Consider the following 14,256-nt stretch of genomic DNA (forward strand, 5'->3'; position numbering starts at 1 on the left):
GTCCGGATCAGGCGACCTTGCGCCGGCGCCGGGCCACGGCAAGCGCCCCGAGACCGCCAATCAGCAGCAGGCCGGACGCCGGGAGCGGGATCGGCGCGGCCGGGAAGCCCGGGTTCGAACCGACGGTGTAACCGCTGACAAGGTTCTCGCCAACGTTGTTGGTGTTCTGAAGCCAGAAGAGCTCGTAGGCGCCGCTCACCCAGCCGGTGCCGGAGTTGAGCGTCGACAGGATCGAGTTCGCAAAAGCAACCGCCCCGACTTCACCGGTATCGGAGTAATCCGTCGGCTCGGCGTAGAAGGTGGTCGTGCCGCTGCTCTCGAAGGCGAGCGTGTAAGGGTTGCCCGAGGTCTCGTAGACCACTTCGTACAGCGCCAGCTGGAAGCCCGAGGAATAGATCTCGTTGGTCGTGAAATCGAGCGACATCGGATCGGCGATGTCGAACAGCGCCTGGATCGCGGTTTCCTGCTGATCGGTGAGGTCCACGCCACCGTTGCTGAACGGCCAGTTGGTGACGGTGTATTGCTGGTTGGCGATCAGGGGCTTCTCGAGATCCAGCGAGAATGCCGTGAAATCGAAGCTCGACGTGTCCGGAAGCGTGGCGGTCAGCTCGAAGGCGCCTGCCGTGGCCTGGCCCCCGCTGAGGTTCGCGCGCGTCTTGAAGGTGTCCCACTTGTAGTCACCCGGGTAGCCGAACGGTCCCGGCGTCCAGGACATGTTGAAGCTGCTCGCAGAAACGGCCGACGCGGCCAAGGCCAATCCACCAGAGATCGTCAAAGTCGTCAGAAATCGTGCAAACATCATAGTGCCCCAAAAATACCAAAGCGCGGCGCTCGCCCACGACCCAATCCATATTTGGACATCCCGACCAGGTCAAATCTTCATTAACGATTTTCTCCCCATGTCGTCCAAGTTTCGAGGTTTCCATGGAATGGCGCAAATTCGGCACAGTCGGAGCGCGAACGCCGCAAAGATTGGCAGATGAAAGCCCGGCATTTCAGCGCTGTTCCGTCCCGGTCGGCGAATCGGCGGCATGCGATTCTGCGGTCCGGCTGAGGTCGCTAAGCGCCGGAGCGCTTGCGTCTGCCGGAGCCTCGGTCGAGTTCCGAGGAGGAAAAGCTCTGCGCCCAGCCAAGACCGAGGATGGCCGCGAAAGCAGCCGGGACCGCCGGGATCTGCAGGCTGAAATCGACCAGCGAATGGAGCGCCGCGACGACGAAACAGGCCAGCGCAAAGGCGGGCACGACGCGGTTCCGCCGCCGGCGTAGCACGCCGAGCATCAGCCGCCAGCCGATCATCCCGAGCGCGAGATAGAAAGCCGCTGCCGCCGGCAGGCCGAATTCGTAGGCATTCTCCAGGTAGCTGCTGTGCGCCATTGCCCATTCGCCGGCACCCGCCGCGACGAGCGGCACGTAGGCCCGGAAGGTGTCGTGGAATGCCCCGGCGCCATGCCCGAGCAAAGGCCGATCGAGCGCGCCTTCGACGACGTAGGGATAAACCTCGAAGCGCAGATCCGGGCCCGTGGTTTCCAGTCGCTCCAGAAGGAACCCGGAACTCGTCAGGAGCACGAAGGCGGCGATTGCCGCCACCATCGCCCAGACCATCCGCATGTTACCGCCCTTCGGGCTGCGGAGCGCCAGGGCGAACACCAGCACACCGATCAGCCCGGAGGCGCCGCCGGCCCGGGAACCGGTCAGGATCAGCGCCGCAAGGCAGATCAGCCCGCCGAGCCCGAACAGCCACCCACCGGCAAAGAAACGTTCGAGAAAATTGCGCAGGCTCGCCAGCGCCGTACCGCCCTCGCCCCCCGCCGTGATGCCGGTGTAGGCGGCGAAATTGGCGAGCACGCCGAAGGCCGCATAGGTCGCGTAGGAATTTCGGTTGGTAAAGCTCGCCCGCACGGCGTTGCCCTCGACCTCCGACCCGATCAGCGGGTTGACCCCGGAAACCTGCGCCTGGATGCCGTAGACGGCCAGCACCATCGAGAAGATGGCGATGGCCCGGATGAAATCCGTCGCCAGGGCCCCCGACCCCGCGCTGCGCAGGATGACCCAGAAGATCATCGCGTAGCAGGTCAGCCGCAACACCACCTGCTGCCCGAGCTCCGGCCGGGCCGAGATCGACTGCCCCCCGCCACCCGGGGCAATCTGCCAGATCGGATGCGCCAAAGGCTCCGCCATACCGCCGACAGTCTGAACCTGCAGCCAGACTAGCGCCGCGAAATATAGAATGCCCACCGGCAGCACACGCCGGGCAGGCAGGGGAACCTCGGTCGCAAGGTCGAGCACAAGCTGGAAGGCAAACAAGAGCAGGATGCCGGCGTAAAGCACGACCCATGCGATCGGCGTGATGCCGCCATTCAGGAAGGCGACCGCAAGCACAAGAGCCAGCGCGGCCCATCCGACAGTTGCTTGTGCGAGCTGGCGCCACAACACTTCCGGTCGACCGCGACTCAACGAAGCGCTTTTCGAACCGAAACGTCCACCTGCCATCAATCCGCGCCCCAATGCTTATTTTGCATGCAACGGCTATATGGCAACGGGCTCGGAGAAGGTATCGAATTGTTGGCAAATGGCCAGTTCCGAGCATGAGATTGCTGCAACACCAATGATCGTTTGACCGCCAGGATGGAGGCATGGTACCCGGATTTCAATTTCGTCGACAGGAGCCGTTTGAAATGACGAAGCTTGTACTTTCACGTGTGAGCCATTCCCGATCCATCCTTTTCGCAAGCGCCTGTTTCGCCATCTTTGGCGGAAGCGCCTTTGGTCAAGTCGCATTCCCGAGCAACACATGCAACGGTAGCGGCGCCAAGGCGGCATACGACCAGCTTTTTGTTCTGTATACTAACTCGCCCAACGACCCCGTGGCTCAACAGATTTACGCGGATCAGGCGACCTGGCTGAACTCCTGCTGTTCCAGCAACAACAATCCTTCGGATGACAAGCTGTGCGCCTGCCATAGCCCGTACATCGCAAGTTCGGCTTCTTCGCAGTACAATCAGAACCAGTGCACAACAGGCTGAGGTCGTGAACTGAGCGCAAGGTAACGACCGAGCGCTCAGACCTCACAAGTGCAACCAGATCTTGCTGTAGGACCCAGTCCGCCAAATTGTTTTTGGCGGACACGCCGGATTGAATTCGGTGCGCGCCGGGTCGCTCCCAAGTCAATGCGGCTTTCGTCCTGACAATCGGTGATATCTGGGGGGTGAATGCCCCAATGAGCCGGTCTCGAAAGCTCTGTCCCACCGGAGTCATGCCATTTCGGCAGCCGCGACTGTTCCGCCCCTTGCCACGGGCCTTCCGCCGTCCTTGTGGATATGCGCGGGGCGCGGGGCACGGATCTGAGTTCACTTTCCCTCGGTCGCGCGGGCCTCTTCTCCGTCCCCCGCGTCGAACCTCTGCCGCGTGCGGTTTGCGAAGGCCACGAGCGAGAGCATCACCGGGACCTCCACCAGCACGCCGACCACGGTCGCCAGGGCCGCGCCGGAGCCGAGGCCGAAGAGGCTGATCGCCACGGCGACGGCCAGTTCGAAGAAGTTCGACGTGCCGATCATCGCGCAGGGCGCAGCGATCCGGTGCGGGACTTTGAGCGCCCACGCGGCCCCGTAGGCGAGCGCGAAGATCGAGTAGCTCTGCAGGATGATCGGGACCGCGATCAGCAGGATCGCTGCGGGCCGCGCGACGATGGTCTCGGCCTGCAGGGCGAAGAGGATCACCACGGTCACGGCGAGCGCCACGGCGGAGACGGGCGAGACCCTGGCCTTGAAGGCGGCGATGGCTTCGGGCGTGCCGAGGTGGCGGCGGGTCATCAGGCCGGCGATCAGCGGCAGCACGATGTAGAGGACGACCGACAGCAGCAGCGTCTCCCATGGCACGGCGATCTCGGTCACGCCCAGCAGGAATGCCACGATCGGGGCGAAGGCGACGACCATGATGAGGTCGTTCACCGTCACCTGCACGAGCGTGTAGTTCGGATCGCCCCGGGTCAGGTTCGACCAGACGAAGACCATCGCCGTGCAGGGCGCGGCGCCGAGCAGGATCAGGCCGGCGATGTATTGCTGGGCGTCGGCGGGGGCGATCCAGGGGGCGAAGATGTGCTCGAAGAACAGCACGGCGAGCAGTGCCATGGTGAAGGGCTTGATCAGCCAGTTCACCACCAGCGTGATGATCAGCCCCCTGGGGGCCTTGGCGACATCGTGGATCGAGCCGAGATCGACGCCGATCATCATCGGGTAGACCATCGCCCAGATCAGCACCGCGACCACCAGGTTCACCGAGAAGAGCTCCGCACCGGCGACAAAGGTGACGAGGCCGGGGGCGATATTGCCAAGGACAAGGCCGGCGAGCATGGCCAGCCCGACCCAGATCGTGAGGTAGCGTTCGAAACGGGACATCTGAGGACTTTCGATGAATTAGGTAGGGGCAGTCCGGGGAGCGCCCGCGTGGAGCTGGCGCGTCGCGAGCCAGGAGAGACCGGCCATCAACGCGGCAGTGCCCAGCGTCAGGGGCAAGCCGCCGACCTGGTAGCTCAGACCGGACAGCAGGGTGCCGAGCAGCCGCCCGGCGGCGTTCGACATGTAGTAGAAACCCACGTCCATCGTGACCCGGTCATCTCGCGTGAAGGCAAGGATCAGGTAGGAATGGACCGAGGAATTGATGGCGAAGACGAAGCCGAACACCATCAGCCCCGCCACCAGCGTGATCGTCAGCCACTGGGTCGGTTCCCCGGCCATCAGCGCGCAGAGCGCAAGAGCCGCGGGGATCAGCGTGAGCAGACCCACCCATTGCACTGCCAGCGCGACGATCTGGTCGGTGGTCTTGTCCTTCGCCTTCAGCAGCCCGGGCGCCCAGGCCTGCACCGCGCCATAGGCGATGATCCAGAGCGCCATGAAGGTGCCGATCTGGAAGAAGGCCATGCGGTTGCCGGCCTCGGAGCCGTCGGAGAGCACCGCGTAGAAGTAGATCGGGATGCCGACCACGAACCAGACGTCGCGCGCGCCGAACAGGAACACCCGGGCCAGCGAGAGCAGGTTCACGTTGCGGTCCTTGGAGAAGACCTCCTTGAACTTCGCCCCCTTGCGGCCCTGCGGCAGGCCGCTCGGCATGAAGATCGCGATGGCGACAAGGATCGCCGCCAGCACCGCCGCCATGGCGATGACCGATCCGATGAACCCGACCGTGCCGAGCAGCACCGTGCCGAGCAGGAAGCCCACGCCCTTCACCGCGTTCTTCGACCCGGTGAGATAGGCGACCCAGCGGAACAGCCCGTCGCCCGTGCTGGGCGCGAGCAGCTTCACGGCCGATTTGGAGGACATCTTGGAGAGGTCCTTGGCCACGCCGGACAGCCCCTGCACGACCATCACGTAGACGACCGAGGCCGCAAGCCCCCATTCCGGGTCCAACCCGGCGAGCGCCAGCAGCGCCACGATCTGGATGCCGAGCCCCGCGTAGAGCGTCGAGGTCAGCCCGAACCGCGCCGCGATCCAGCCCGCCGAGAGGTTCGTCACCATGCCCATGAACTCGTAGAGCAGGAACAGGTAGGCCAGCTGGATCGGCGAGAAGCCCAGCGTGTGGAAGTGCAGCAGCACCAGCATCCGCAGCGCGCCATCGGTGAGCATGAAGGCCCAGTAGGCGGCGGTAACGGCGATATAGGCCGAGAGGCCCTGCTTGCGGTCGTCCATCACAGGTTGTCCACGACAAGCCGGGTGACATCGGCCAGCCGGAAGGCATAGCCGTATTCGTTGTCGTACCAGGCATAGATCTTCACCTGGGTGCCGTTCACGACCATGGTCGACAGCGCATCGATGATCGAGGACCGCTCGTCGTTGATGTAGTCGCAGGACACCAGCGGGCGGGTCTCGTAGCCGAGGATGCCGTCAAGCTCGCCCTCCGAGGCGGCCTTGAAAAGGGCGTTGACCTCTTCGACGGTGGTCTCGCGTTCCACCTCGAACACGCAATCGGTGAGCGAGGCGTTCAGGAGCGGCACCCGCACGGCATGGCCGTTCAGCCGGCCCTTCAGCTCCGGGTAGATCAGCGTGATCGCGGTGGCCGATCCGGTGGTGGTCGGGATCAGCGAGTTCAGCGCGGAGCGGGCGCGGCGCATGTCCTTGGCGGGCTTGTCGACGATCGTCTGGGTGTTGGTCACGTCGTGGATCGTGGTCATCGAGCCGTGCTTGATGCCGATCCCCTCATGGATGACCTTTACCACCGGCGCGAGGCAGTTGGTGGTGCAGGAAGCGGCGGTGACGAGGTTGTGCTGCGCGGGGTCGTAGATGTCGTGGTTGACGCCATAGACGAGGTTCACCGCGCCACCGTCCTTGACCGGGGCGGACACGACGACTTTCTTCACGCCGGCATCGTAATAGGGCTGCACCTTCTCGCCGGTCTTGAAGACCCCGGTGCAGTCCACCACCATGTCGATCCCCATCTCCTTGAGTGGCAGATCCTCGATCCGCGTCTCACGGGTCAGCCGCATCTTCTGACCATCGATGGTCAGGCTGTCCGCGTCATGCGAGATATCGGCGAGCCAGCGGCCGTGGACGGTGTCGAACTCCATCAGCAGCGCGTGCTGTTCCGGGTCGCCTGCCGCGTCGTTCAGCAGCACGATCTCGCCGTTCAGGCCCCGGTCGATGAAGGACCGCATCGCCAGCTTGCCCATGCGCCCCAGCCCGTTGATCGCGATTCTCGTCATGGTGTCGTCGTCCGTTTCACTTGTGTTCCTGGAATTTCAAAGGTCGGCACGGCCACGCATAGCAGGCCGCGCCGTGATCTCCGTATGAAGCTTTGACTACGCCCGCTCGGGGATATCGGAGACCTGCCCGATCTCGTCCAGCCGCACCTGCAGCGAGAACTTGTCGAGCGTCGCGATTGGCAGGTTCATGAAGATCGAGATCCGGTTGCGCAGCATCCGGTAGGTCTCGGAAAAGGCGAGCCGCCGCTCCGCCTCGTTGCCCTCGACCCGAACCGGATCGGGAACGCCCCAATGGGCCGACATCGGTTGGCCGGGCCAGACGGGGCAGATCTCGGCGGCAGCCTTGTCGCAGACGGTAAAGACGAAATCGAGCCGCGGCGCGTCGACGCCAGAGAACTCTTCCCAGTTCTTGGTGCGGAGCGCCGAGGTGTCGTGCTCGAGGTTCGCAAGCAGCTCCATGGTGAACGGATGCGGCCCTGTCGAGGCGGGCATCGACCCGGCGGAGAATGCACGGAAACGGCCCTCCCCCTCTTCGTTCATGATGGATTCGGCAATCAGGGAGCGGGCGGAGTTACCCGTACAGAGAAAGAGGACATTGTAAGTATCTTGGGCCATGGGGGCCTCCAACAATTTCTTGGAACGTTCGGCGACGGGGTAGCAGAGCTCCGGGCGTGACAGGCAGCAGCCCTCCAGCAGGAAGGACAGCAGTTCCCGGATCTCGTCGGTATTGGCGGTGTATCGGAGGTTCCGGCCTTCCCGGACCCGCCGGATCAACCCGGCGTTGAGCAGGACCGACAGGTTGTTTGACAGGGTGTTGAGGCGAATGCCCAGCGTGTCGGCGATCTCTCCCGGCAGACGGCCATGCGTGCCGGATTGCACGAGGATTCGAAAGATATCGAGCCTCAGTGGCTGGGAGAGGGCGAAGAACGCTGCGGATGCCGTCTGCTTTTCCATAATTCACGAATAATGGAAGTGTCTGAGCCGGTCAATTGGGATTCCGCTCTCGGGCGTGGGAACCATCTCCGGTTTCGAGCGTTACGTCTATTTCAAGCCACTGGGCCTTGCTGGCTTCATGCGGCTTTGCAGCACCGCCTCCGGAACCAGATTTGATACCCAGGGTATATTTAAATAATTTCTGGGTTGCCATTCCGAGGCCCCGGGCTATATCCTATGCGGCAAGGCAGCAATCAGAGCAGGAGGTGCACAATGCATCCGAATCATGGCTACCAGATGCTGACCGGAGTCCGGCGCCGCGGCGCCAAGATGATGTTCGGCAGCATGAGGGATCTTGCCGAGCCCATCCGCACTATGTGGCGGGCCGTCAGATCCTGATCGAACGCAAGGCCGCCGGTCCCCCGGCGGCCTTCGTCGTATCCGGCGCACGTCGTTCAATCGACATCCCCCAGATATGCATTGCGCTTGGCCGCAAACCGATCAGGTCAATCGATTGATTTGAGGAATGGCCAATGCGCTGTCGCGCGCGCGGTTGACAGGGCGCGGGTCGAGACGGCCATACTCGGACCAGGGAGAGCCGGCGAGGCGGAAACGCAACGCCGGCAAAAACGAGGGGAGATCAGCCACATAACCCGCGAAGACGGCCGCCAGAGCCGCTTACGGGTTTGTGGGTATTGAAATTCTGCACCGACACCGGGCAGAACAGAGGATATTGGCAAGAAAAACAGACCAATATCGAATGTCTAGGGAGGACACCAATGAACACCAAGCTTTTCGGCTTCCTTGCCGGCACGACTGTCGCGGTCGCGGGGACCGCCACGGCACAGGAAACCTTCGAGATGACCTCGGCCTTCGGGAAGAACCTCCCGATCCTCGGCACGGCCGCCGTCGATTTCGTCGACAAGATCAACTCGATCTCGGAAGGCGTGGAGTTCGAGCATTTCGATCCCGGCGAACTGGTCCCGACGCTGGAGGCACTGGACGCCGTATCCAACGGCTCGGTAGACGCCGCCTTCACCACGGCAGGCTACTGGCAGGGCAAGATGGCTTCCGCCGGCCTGTTCGCGGCCGTACCGTTCGGCCCGGAGCCCGGCGAGATGCTGGCCTGGATGATGTATGACGACGGGCTCGCGCTCTACCAGGAGATGTACGACATGAACGGCTACGACGTTCACGTCATCCCCTGCGGCATGTACGCGCCGGAAACCTCGGGCTGGTTCAAGGAGGAGATCACCTCCCTCGACGACCTCCAGGGCCTGAACATGCGCTTCTTCGGCCTCGGCGCCGAGGTCATGCAGAAGCTCGGCGTCTCGACCTCGCTGCTCGCCGGCGGCGACATCTTCCCGGCGCTGGAGCGCGGCGCGATCGACGCGACCGAATTCTCGATGCCGCTGGTCGACGCCCGTCTCGGCTTCTACCAGATCGCGAAGTACAACTATTTCCCCGGCTGGCACCAGCCGGCGACGATCTTTGAACTCCTGGTGAACAAGGACCGCTGGGAAGATCTCGACGAACTCTCCCAGAAGCAGGTCGAGATCGCCTGCACCGCGAACCTCGCCACCAACTTCGCCGAGGGCGAGGCCAAGAACTTCCCGGCCATGGTCGAGAACGTCGAACAGCACGGCGTGACGATCAAGCAGTGGGAGCCCGAGTTCCTCGAGGCCTTCGAAGGCGCCTGGCTCGAAGTTGCCGAGGAGTTGGCCGCCGAGGACGAGCACTTCGCCAAGACCTGGGCCGACCTTCAGGAATTCCGCGAAGGTTACGCCACCTGGTTCAATAACATCTACCTGCCGCGCCCGCGCTGAGCCGCAGGCACGCATCGATCGGACGGGGCCTTCGGGCGCCGTCCTCCAGGCACGGGCCCGGCGCGGCCCGATGCCTCTGAAATCCTTTTCTCAGCCATACGAGGCACCCCGCGATGTCCGAACAGCAGGAATCTGTCGTTGCACTCTACGATCCGGGTGAGATCGGACGGGAGGAACACAACCGCGCCGACAGATTTGTCATCGGTGTCGGCAACATCGTGGCCTGGCTGTTCCCGATCCTCGTGGTGGCGATCTGCGCGCAGGTGGTGCTCCGCTCCGCCGGGCACAACCAGGCGTGGCTCGACGATCTGCAGTGGTGGCTCTACGGGATCGCCGTCCTGACGGGCGTCGCCTATGCGGTGACCACGAACAGCCATGTCCGGGTGGACATCCTGTTCGACAACTACTCCCCCGAACGGAAGGCCCGGATCGACATCTTCGGACTCGTCTGGCTGTTCCTGCCCTTCGTGATCCTGTGCTGGGACATGACCCTGCACTACGCGATATCTTCGGTTTCGGCCTGGGAGCGCTCCGACAGCCCGAACGGGTTGCACAACCTGTGGATCCTCAAGATCCTGATGAACCTGTGCTTCATCCTGATGGGTGTCGCGGCCTGGGCGGCCTACGTGCGGCTTCTGAGGCGGTTGACCCGTCCGGCGCGCTGGAGACGGCTGCTCTACGCCTTCCCGTCGACGATGTACCTGGTCAACCTGGCGGTCTACTACGCGCTCTGGTGGGGGACGCGTCTGAGCCTGCCGGTCGAGGTCGATGATCGGGAGGTCACAAAGCAGCCGATCTTCGGCACCTGGGACGTGGGCAGCCAGGAAATTCCCTTCACGATCCTGATCTCGCTGGCGCTCACACTTCTGCTGATCGGCGTATTCTGGCTGCGCGATCGCGCCTCGGGGGAGTGACCGATGGGACTTCTTGAAGCGATCGGCAACCTGCTGACCCTCAACGAGCTCGCCGTGCTGGCGATGTTCCTGACCTTCATCTTCCTGCTCTTCCGCGGCGTGCCAGTGGCCTACGCGCTGGTCGGCGTCAGCCTGATCTTCGCGCTGGTGGCCGAGATCCTGCTCGACCCGCACCGCTCGACGTTCAAGGACATCATCGACTTCGACCGGATCGGCATCGACTACCGCCGGCTCGCCGCGATCTCGGGCCGGATCTTCGGCTCGACGGTCAAGAACCCGGTGCTGGTGGCCCTGCCGATGTTCATCTTCATGGGGCTGATGCTCGACCAGTCGGGCGTGGCGCAACGGATGATGCAGTCGATGCAGAAGCTCTTCGGGGGCCTGCGCGGCGGCCTGTCCCTGACCGTTCTGCTGATCGGGATCATCCTCGCCGCCTCCACCGGCGTGATCGGGGCCTCGGTGACGCTGCTGGGCGTCATGGCGCTGCCGTCGATGATGGCGCAGAACTACTCCCGCCCGATCGCCACAGGCACCATCGCGAGCGCCGGCACGCTGGGCATCCTGATCCCCCCGTCGATCATGCTGGTCATCATGTCCGACCAGCTGGCGATCTCGCTGGGCGACCTGTTCATGGGAGCGCTGTTTCCGGGCCTGATCCTCGGCGCGCTCTACATCGTGTTCATCGTCGTCTACGGGCTGATCTCGCCCAGCTCGATGCCGCCGCCGGAGAAGTCCGAGCATGTCGGCTGGCCGGTGGTGAAGGAGGTCCTGCTCGCCGTCGTGCCGCCGATGTTCCTGATCCTGCTGGTGCTCGGCTCGATCTTTGCCGGGGTGGCGACGCCAACCGAGGCGTCGGGGCTTGGCGCCCTGGGCGCGACGCTGCTGGCGCTCTTCAACGGCAAGCTCAACTACAAGGTGCTGAAGGAGGTCAGCCGCTCGACCCTGAACACCTCCGGCTACATCGTCGGCATCTTCCTCGCAGCGAACTTCTTCGCCTTCATCCTGCGACGCTACGGCGGGGACGAGATCGTTCAGCACATGGTCCTCTCGACCTTCGAGAACCCCTACATGATCGTCGTCTTCATCCTGTTCATCGTGTTCCTCCTGGGCTTCCTGCTGGACTGGATCGAGATCACCATCATCATCATGCCGCTGATGCTGCCGATCATCAGCGGGCTTGAACTGGCGGTGCCGGGGTATGACGTGGTGCGCGATCCCTCGATCGTCTGGTTCGCGATCCTGGTCGCGGTGACCTTGCAGACCTCGTTCCTGACACCCCCCGTGGGATTCGCGCTGTTCTACCTCAAGGGCGTCTGCCCGCCGGGGATCACCCTGGGGCATATCTACCGAGGGGTCGTGCCCTTCGTGGCACTGCAATTGCTGGGGCTGTTCATCGTCTTCGAGTTCCCGGCGCTGGTGACCTGGCTGCCCTCGGTGGCCTACGGAAACTGACGGGAAGGCCGCTCGCGCGGCCTGCCTCCGGCGGGGGTAATTTCGCCAAGAAGAATGGAGGGGGGCCTAACGCGGCCCCCCTTCGACCGTCCAGGGGGCGGGGTAGCGGTATTCCTCGAGGTTTGCGCCCGCGCCTATGCGGTCGACTACGGCGAAGAGGCCGGGCGCGTGCAACGGGGTGAGAACGCCGTGCCAGGTGCCGCGGTGGTAGTTGATCGCCTGGCCCGGACTGGTGAGGAAGGCCTGCGGCGTGCCGGGGCGGCCGTCCTCGTCGGGGGCGACGATCACCAGGAACGGATGCCGCGACATCGGGACGAAGGCCTGGCTGCCCTCCGGGTGGCGTTCGACAAGATCGAAGCTGTAGGGCAAGGCGCGGGGTTCGGCTTTGAACAGGCTGATGCCGGCGCGCCCATCCGCGAAATCGAGTTTCGCGCGGTCGTGGAAGCGCCCGCAGGCCCCCTCGTTGATCAACTTGTCCGGCGAGCCCGAGGCCTCCAGCAGGTCGCCGAAGGGCGAGAAGGCCGCGGCGGTGATCGGCTTGGCGGTGAGGCGGCTCATGCGAGGTCCATCGCCTTCAGGCGCAACTCGGCGATCCGCTCGACCTGGGTGCAGGCCTCGGCGAACTCGGTGGCGCGGTCGTTGTCGAGGCGACGGCGGAAGGCGGCGAGGATGCCGGCCTTGTCGTGGTCACGCACGGCGATGATGAAGGGGAAACCGAACTTCGCCGTGTAGGCGGCGTTGAGCCCGGTGAAGGCGTCGCGCTCGGCGTCGGTCAGGGCGTCGAGGCCCGCGCTCGCCTGCTCGGCGGTGCTGTCGGCGGTGAGCCGTTTCGCGGCGGCGAGTTTTCCGGCGAGGTCGGGATGGGCCTGCAACACGCCGAGCCGCTCCTCATCGCTCGCGGAGCGGAAGGCGCGGGCAAGGGCCGAGTGCACCCCGGTGGCGGTGTCGTGCGCCGGGCCAAGTTCCAGGCCATGCGCCCGCTCGGCGATCCACGGGGAATGCTCGAAGACGCCGCCGAACTGCGCGACGAAGGCGTCCCGCGGCATTTCGCTGGGGCGCGGGGCCTTGCGGGGTGGGTGCCGTTCAGCCCAGTGGCGGGCGATGTCCACGCGGCGCGCGAACCAGACGCCGGAATGGCCGGCGGCGTAGTCGAGGAACCGCTTGAGCGCCATGAACCGCCCCGGGCGGCCGATCAGGCGACAGTGCAGACCGATCGAGAGCATCTTGGGCGCGCCGGCCTCCCCTTCGGCCATCAGGCAGTCGAAGCTGTCCTTGAGGTAGGAATAGAACTGATCTCCGGAGTTGAAGCCCTGCGGCGTGGCGAAGCGCATGTCGTTGGCGTCGAGCGTATAGGGCACAAGCAACTGGTCGCGGCCGTCGACGCGGATCCAGTAGGGCAGATCGTCGGAATAGATATCGGCGATGTAGTCGAAGCCTCCCTCGCGGGCGGCAAGCTCCACTGTGTTCATGGAACTGCGCCCGGTGTACCAGCCATACGGGCGTTCGCCGGTGACCTCGGTGTGCAACCGGATCGCCTCGGCCATGTGGGCGGCCTCGTCCTCGGGCGAGTAATCCTTGTATTCGATCCACTTCAGCCCGTGCGAAGCGATCTCCCAACCGGCTTCCTGCATCGCCTTCACCTGGGCCGGCGAGCGGGCGAGAGCGGTGGCCACGCCGTAGACGGTGATCGGGATTCCCATTGCGGTGAACAGCCGGTGCAGCCGCCAGAAACCGGCGCGGGCGCCGTATTCGTAGATCGACTCCATGTTCCAGTGACGCTGCCCTGGCCAGGGCGCGGCGCCGACGATCTCGGAGAGGAACGCCTCGGAGGCGGCATCGCCATGCAACAGGCAGTTCTCGCCGCCCTCCTCGTAGTTGAGGACGATCTGCACGGCGATCTTCGCGCCTCCGGGCCAGTCGGCGGCTGGCGGCATGGCGCCGTGTCCGTGCATGTCGCGGGTGTAACGCTCCATCAAAGTCCCTCTTCTGCCTGAATTTTCCGCTCCGCCGGATGGCGGCTTGCCTGGGCCGCAGTTTCCCGCCTTCATGGGGGCAACGCAAGCTGGAGACCCCGATGGCAGGATACCTGACGACGCATGTGCTCGATACCGCGCTTGGCCGACCGGCCGAAGGCATAAGGATCGAGCTGTTTCGGATTTCCGGGGCGGATCGGGAGAGTATCGCCGAAGCGGTCACCAACAGCGACGGGCGGACCGATGCGCCGATCCTGCCGGAGAACGCCTTCCAGACCGGCAGCTACGAACTGGTCTTTCACGCCGGGGACTACCTGCGACGCACCGGACAGGCCGGGACCGAGCCGCTGTTTCTCGACGCGGTGCCGATCCGCTTCGGGATGGCCGAAGCCGACCACTACCACGTGCCGCTTCTGCTTTCGCCCTACGGCTACGCGACCTATCGGGGAAGCTGAGCGGCTACGGCC

Annotated in this window: 14 protein-coding genes; 6 read left to right on the plus strand and 8 right to left on the minus strand. The window is 64.4% G+C overall.

Annotation, left to right across the window (positions count from 1 at the left end; translation table 11 throughout):
* Positions 1 to 7: 7 nt before the first annotated feature.
* On the minus strand, positions 8 to 715 hold the full coding sequence (locus CHB86_RS11405; RefSeq protein ID WP_141134878.1) for a VPLPA-CTERM sorting domain-containing protein: 708 nt from the start codon (positions 713 to 715) through the stop codon (positions 8 to 10).
* Between CHB86_RS11405 and CHB86_RS24185 the strand changes: the two genes are divergently transcribed.
* Positions 714 to 983, plus strand: a complete 270-nt coding sequence (locus tag CHB86_RS24185; RefSeq protein ID WP_141134879.1) for a hypothetical protein — start codon at positions 714 to 716, stop codon at positions 981 to 983. The two genes, CHB86_RS11405 and CHB86_RS24185, sit on opposite strands and share 2 nt — an antisense overlap.
* A 76-nt stretch (positions 984 to 1,059) precedes the next feature.
* Here CHB86_RS24185 and CHB86_RS11410 read toward each other — a convergent pair whose 3' ends face one another.
* Complete coding sequence (locus CHB86_RS11410; RefSeq protein ID WP_176442852.1) at positions 1,060 to 2,454, minus strand: O-antigen ligase family protein; 1,395 nt, start codon at positions 2,452 to 2,454, stop codon at positions 1,060 to 1,062.
* 221 nt (positions 2,455 to 2,675) lie between these two features.
* Here CHB86_RS11410 and CHB86_RS24190 point away from each other — a divergent pair, with 221 nt between their 5' ends.
* Complete coding sequence (locus tag CHB86_RS24190) at positions 2,676 to 3,023, plus strand: hypothetical protein (RefSeq protein ID WP_141134880.1); 348 nt, start codon at positions 2,676 to 2,678, stop codon at positions 3,021 to 3,023.
* Positions 3,024 to 3,347: 324 nt separating this feature from the next.
* Here CHB86_RS24190 and arsB read toward each other — a convergent pair whose 3' ends face one another.
* The 4 genes from arsB to CHB86_RS11430 form a co-directional block, all read right to left on the minus strand.
* A complete protein-coding gene (arsB, locus tag CHB86_RS11415; protein WP_089233186.1) occupies positions 3,348 to 4,394 on the minus strand; it encodes an ACR3 family arsenite efflux transporter in 1,047 nt (348 codons plus the stop codon).
* An 18-nt stretch (positions 4,395 to 4,412) separates the two neighbouring features.
* On the minus strand, positions 4,413 to 5,681 hold the full coding sequence (gene arsJ, locus CHB86_RS11420) for an organoarsenical effux MFS transporter ArsJ (protein ID WP_089233187.1): 1,269 nt from the start codon (positions 5,679 to 5,681) through the stop codon (positions 4,413 to 4,415).
* Entirely contained in the window at positions 5,681 to 6,691 is a 1,011-nt protein-coding gene (locus tag CHB86_RS11425) for an ArsJ-associated glyceraldehyde-3-phosphate dehydrogenase (RefSeq protein WP_089233188.1), read from the minus strand. The genes arsJ and CHB86_RS11425 overlap by 1 nt, the downstream gene beginning before the upstream one ends.
* Positions 6,692 to 6,787: 96 nt before the next feature.
* A complete protein-coding gene (locus tag CHB86_RS11430; RefSeq protein ID WP_089233189.1) occupies positions 6,788 to 7,645 on the minus strand; it encodes an arsenate reductase/protein-tyrosine-phosphatase family protein in 858 nt (285 codons plus the stop codon).
* A gap of 758 nt (positions 7,646 to 8,403) precedes the next feature.
* Here CHB86_RS11430 and CHB86_RS11435 point away from each other — a divergent pair.
* The 3 genes from CHB86_RS11435 to CHB86_RS11445 all read left to right on the plus strand — a co-directional run bounded on the left by CHB86_RS11435 (position 8,404) and on the right by CHB86_RS11445 (position 11,816).
* Positions 8,404 to 9,450 carry a TRAP transporter substrate-binding protein gene (locus CHB86_RS11435; RefSeq protein ID WP_089233190.1) on the plus strand — a complete coding sequence of 349 codons (1,047 nt, stop codon included), beginning with the start codon at positions 8,404 to 8,406 and terminating at the stop codon, positions 9,448 to 9,450.
* A 113-nt stretch (positions 9,451 to 9,563) separates the two neighbouring features.
* Positions 9,564 to 10,364, plus strand: a complete 801-nt coding sequence (locus CHB86_RS11440) for a TRAP transporter small permease subunit (RefSeq protein ID WP_089233191.1) — start codon at positions 9,564 to 9,566, stop codon at positions 10,362 to 10,364.
* 3 nt (positions 10,365 to 10,367) lie between these two features.
* A complete protein-coding gene (locus CHB86_RS11445) occupies positions 10,368 to 11,816 on the plus strand; it encodes a TRAP transporter large permease (protein WP_089233192.1) in 1,449 nt (482 codons plus the stop codon).
* A gap of 66 nt (positions 11,817 to 11,882) precedes the next feature.
* On the opposite strand, the gene CHB86_RS11450 is transcribed toward CHB86_RS11445, so the two are convergent.
* Together CHB86_RS11450 and puuE are read right to left on the minus strand one after the other, a co-directional pair.
* Positions 11,883 to 12,374 (minus strand): ureidoglycolate lyase, encoded by a 492-nt coding sequence (locus CHB86_RS11450; protein WP_089233193.1) that lies wholly within the window; start codon positions 12,372 to 12,374, stop codon positions 11,883 to 11,885.
* Complete coding sequence (gene puuE, locus CHB86_RS11455) at positions 12,371 to 13,789, minus strand: allantoinase PuuE (protein WP_089233194.1); 1,419 nt, start codon at positions 13,787 to 13,789, stop codon at positions 12,371 to 12,373. The genes CHB86_RS11450 and puuE overlap by 4 nt, the downstream gene beginning before the upstream one ends.
* A gap of 101 nt (positions 13,790 to 13,890) precedes the next feature.
* On the opposite strand from puuE, the gene uraH reads away from it, so the two are divergent.
* Positions 13,891 to 14,244, plus strand: a complete 354-nt coding sequence (uraH, locus tag CHB86_RS11460) for a hydroxyisourate hydrolase (RefSeq protein WP_089233195.1) — start codon at positions 13,891 to 13,893, stop codon at positions 14,242 to 14,244.
* Positions 14,245 to 14,256 lie beyond the last annotated feature (12 nt).

The organism is Tropicimonas sediminicola (assembly GCF_900188335.1).
GTDB classification, from domain to species: Bacteria; Pseudomonadota; Alphaproteobacteria; order Rhodobacterales; family Rhodobacteraceae; genus Tropicimonas; species Tropicimonas sediminicola.

Bases quoted from the DNA above. Each gene is read 5' to 3' on its own strand.
- CHB86_RS24185 (WP_141134879.1), top strand. From the start codon at position 714: ATGTTGAAGCTGCTCGCAGAAACGGCCGACGCGGCCAAGGCCAATCCA.
- CHB86_RS11405 (WP_141134878.1), bottom strand. From the start codon at position 715: ATGTCCTGGACGCCGGGACCGTTCGGCTACCCGGGTGACTACAAGTGG.
- CHB86_RS24190 (WP_141134880.1), top strand. From the start codon at position 2,676: ATGACGAAGCTTGTACTTTCACGTGTGAGCCATTCCCGATCCATCCTT.
- arsB (WP_089233186.1), bottom strand. From the start codon at position 4,394: ATGTCCCGTTTCGAACGCTACCTCACGATCTGGGTCGGGCTGGCCATG.
- arsJ (WP_089233187.1), bottom strand. From the start codon at position 5,681: ATGGACGACCGCAAGCAGGGCCTCTCGGCCTATATCGCCGTTACCGCC.
- CHB86_RS11425 (WP_089233188.1), bottom strand. From the start codon at position 6,691: ATGACGAGAATCGCGATCAACGGGCTGGGGCGCATGGGCAAGCTGGCG.
- CHB86_RS11430 (WP_089233189.1), bottom strand. From the start codon at position 7,645: ATGGAAAAGCAGACGGCATCCGCAGCGTTCTTCGCCCTCTCCCAGCCA.
- CHB86_RS11435 (WP_089233190.1), top strand. From the start codon at position 8,404: ATGAACACCAAGCTTTTCGGCTTCCTTGCCGGCACGACTGTCGCGGTC.
- CHB86_RS11440 (WP_089233191.1), top strand. From the start codon at position 9,564: ATGTCCGAACAGCAGGAATCTGTCGTTGCACTCTACGATCCGGGTGAG.
- CHB86_RS11445 (WP_089233192.1), top strand. From the start codon at position 10,368: ATGGGACTTCTTGAAGCGATCGGCAACCTGCTGACCCTCAACGAGCTC.
- CHB86_RS11450 (WP_089233193.1), bottom strand. From the start codon at position 12,374: ATGAGCCGCCTCACCGCCAAGCCGATCACCGCCGCGGCCTTCTCGCCC.
- puuE (WP_089233194.1), bottom strand. From the start codon at position 13,789: ATGGAGCGTTACACCCGCGACATGCACGGACACGGCGCCATGCCGCCA.
- uraH (WP_089233195.1), top strand. From the start codon at position 13,891: ATGGCAGGATACCTGACGACGCATGTGCTCGATACCGCGCTTGGCCGA.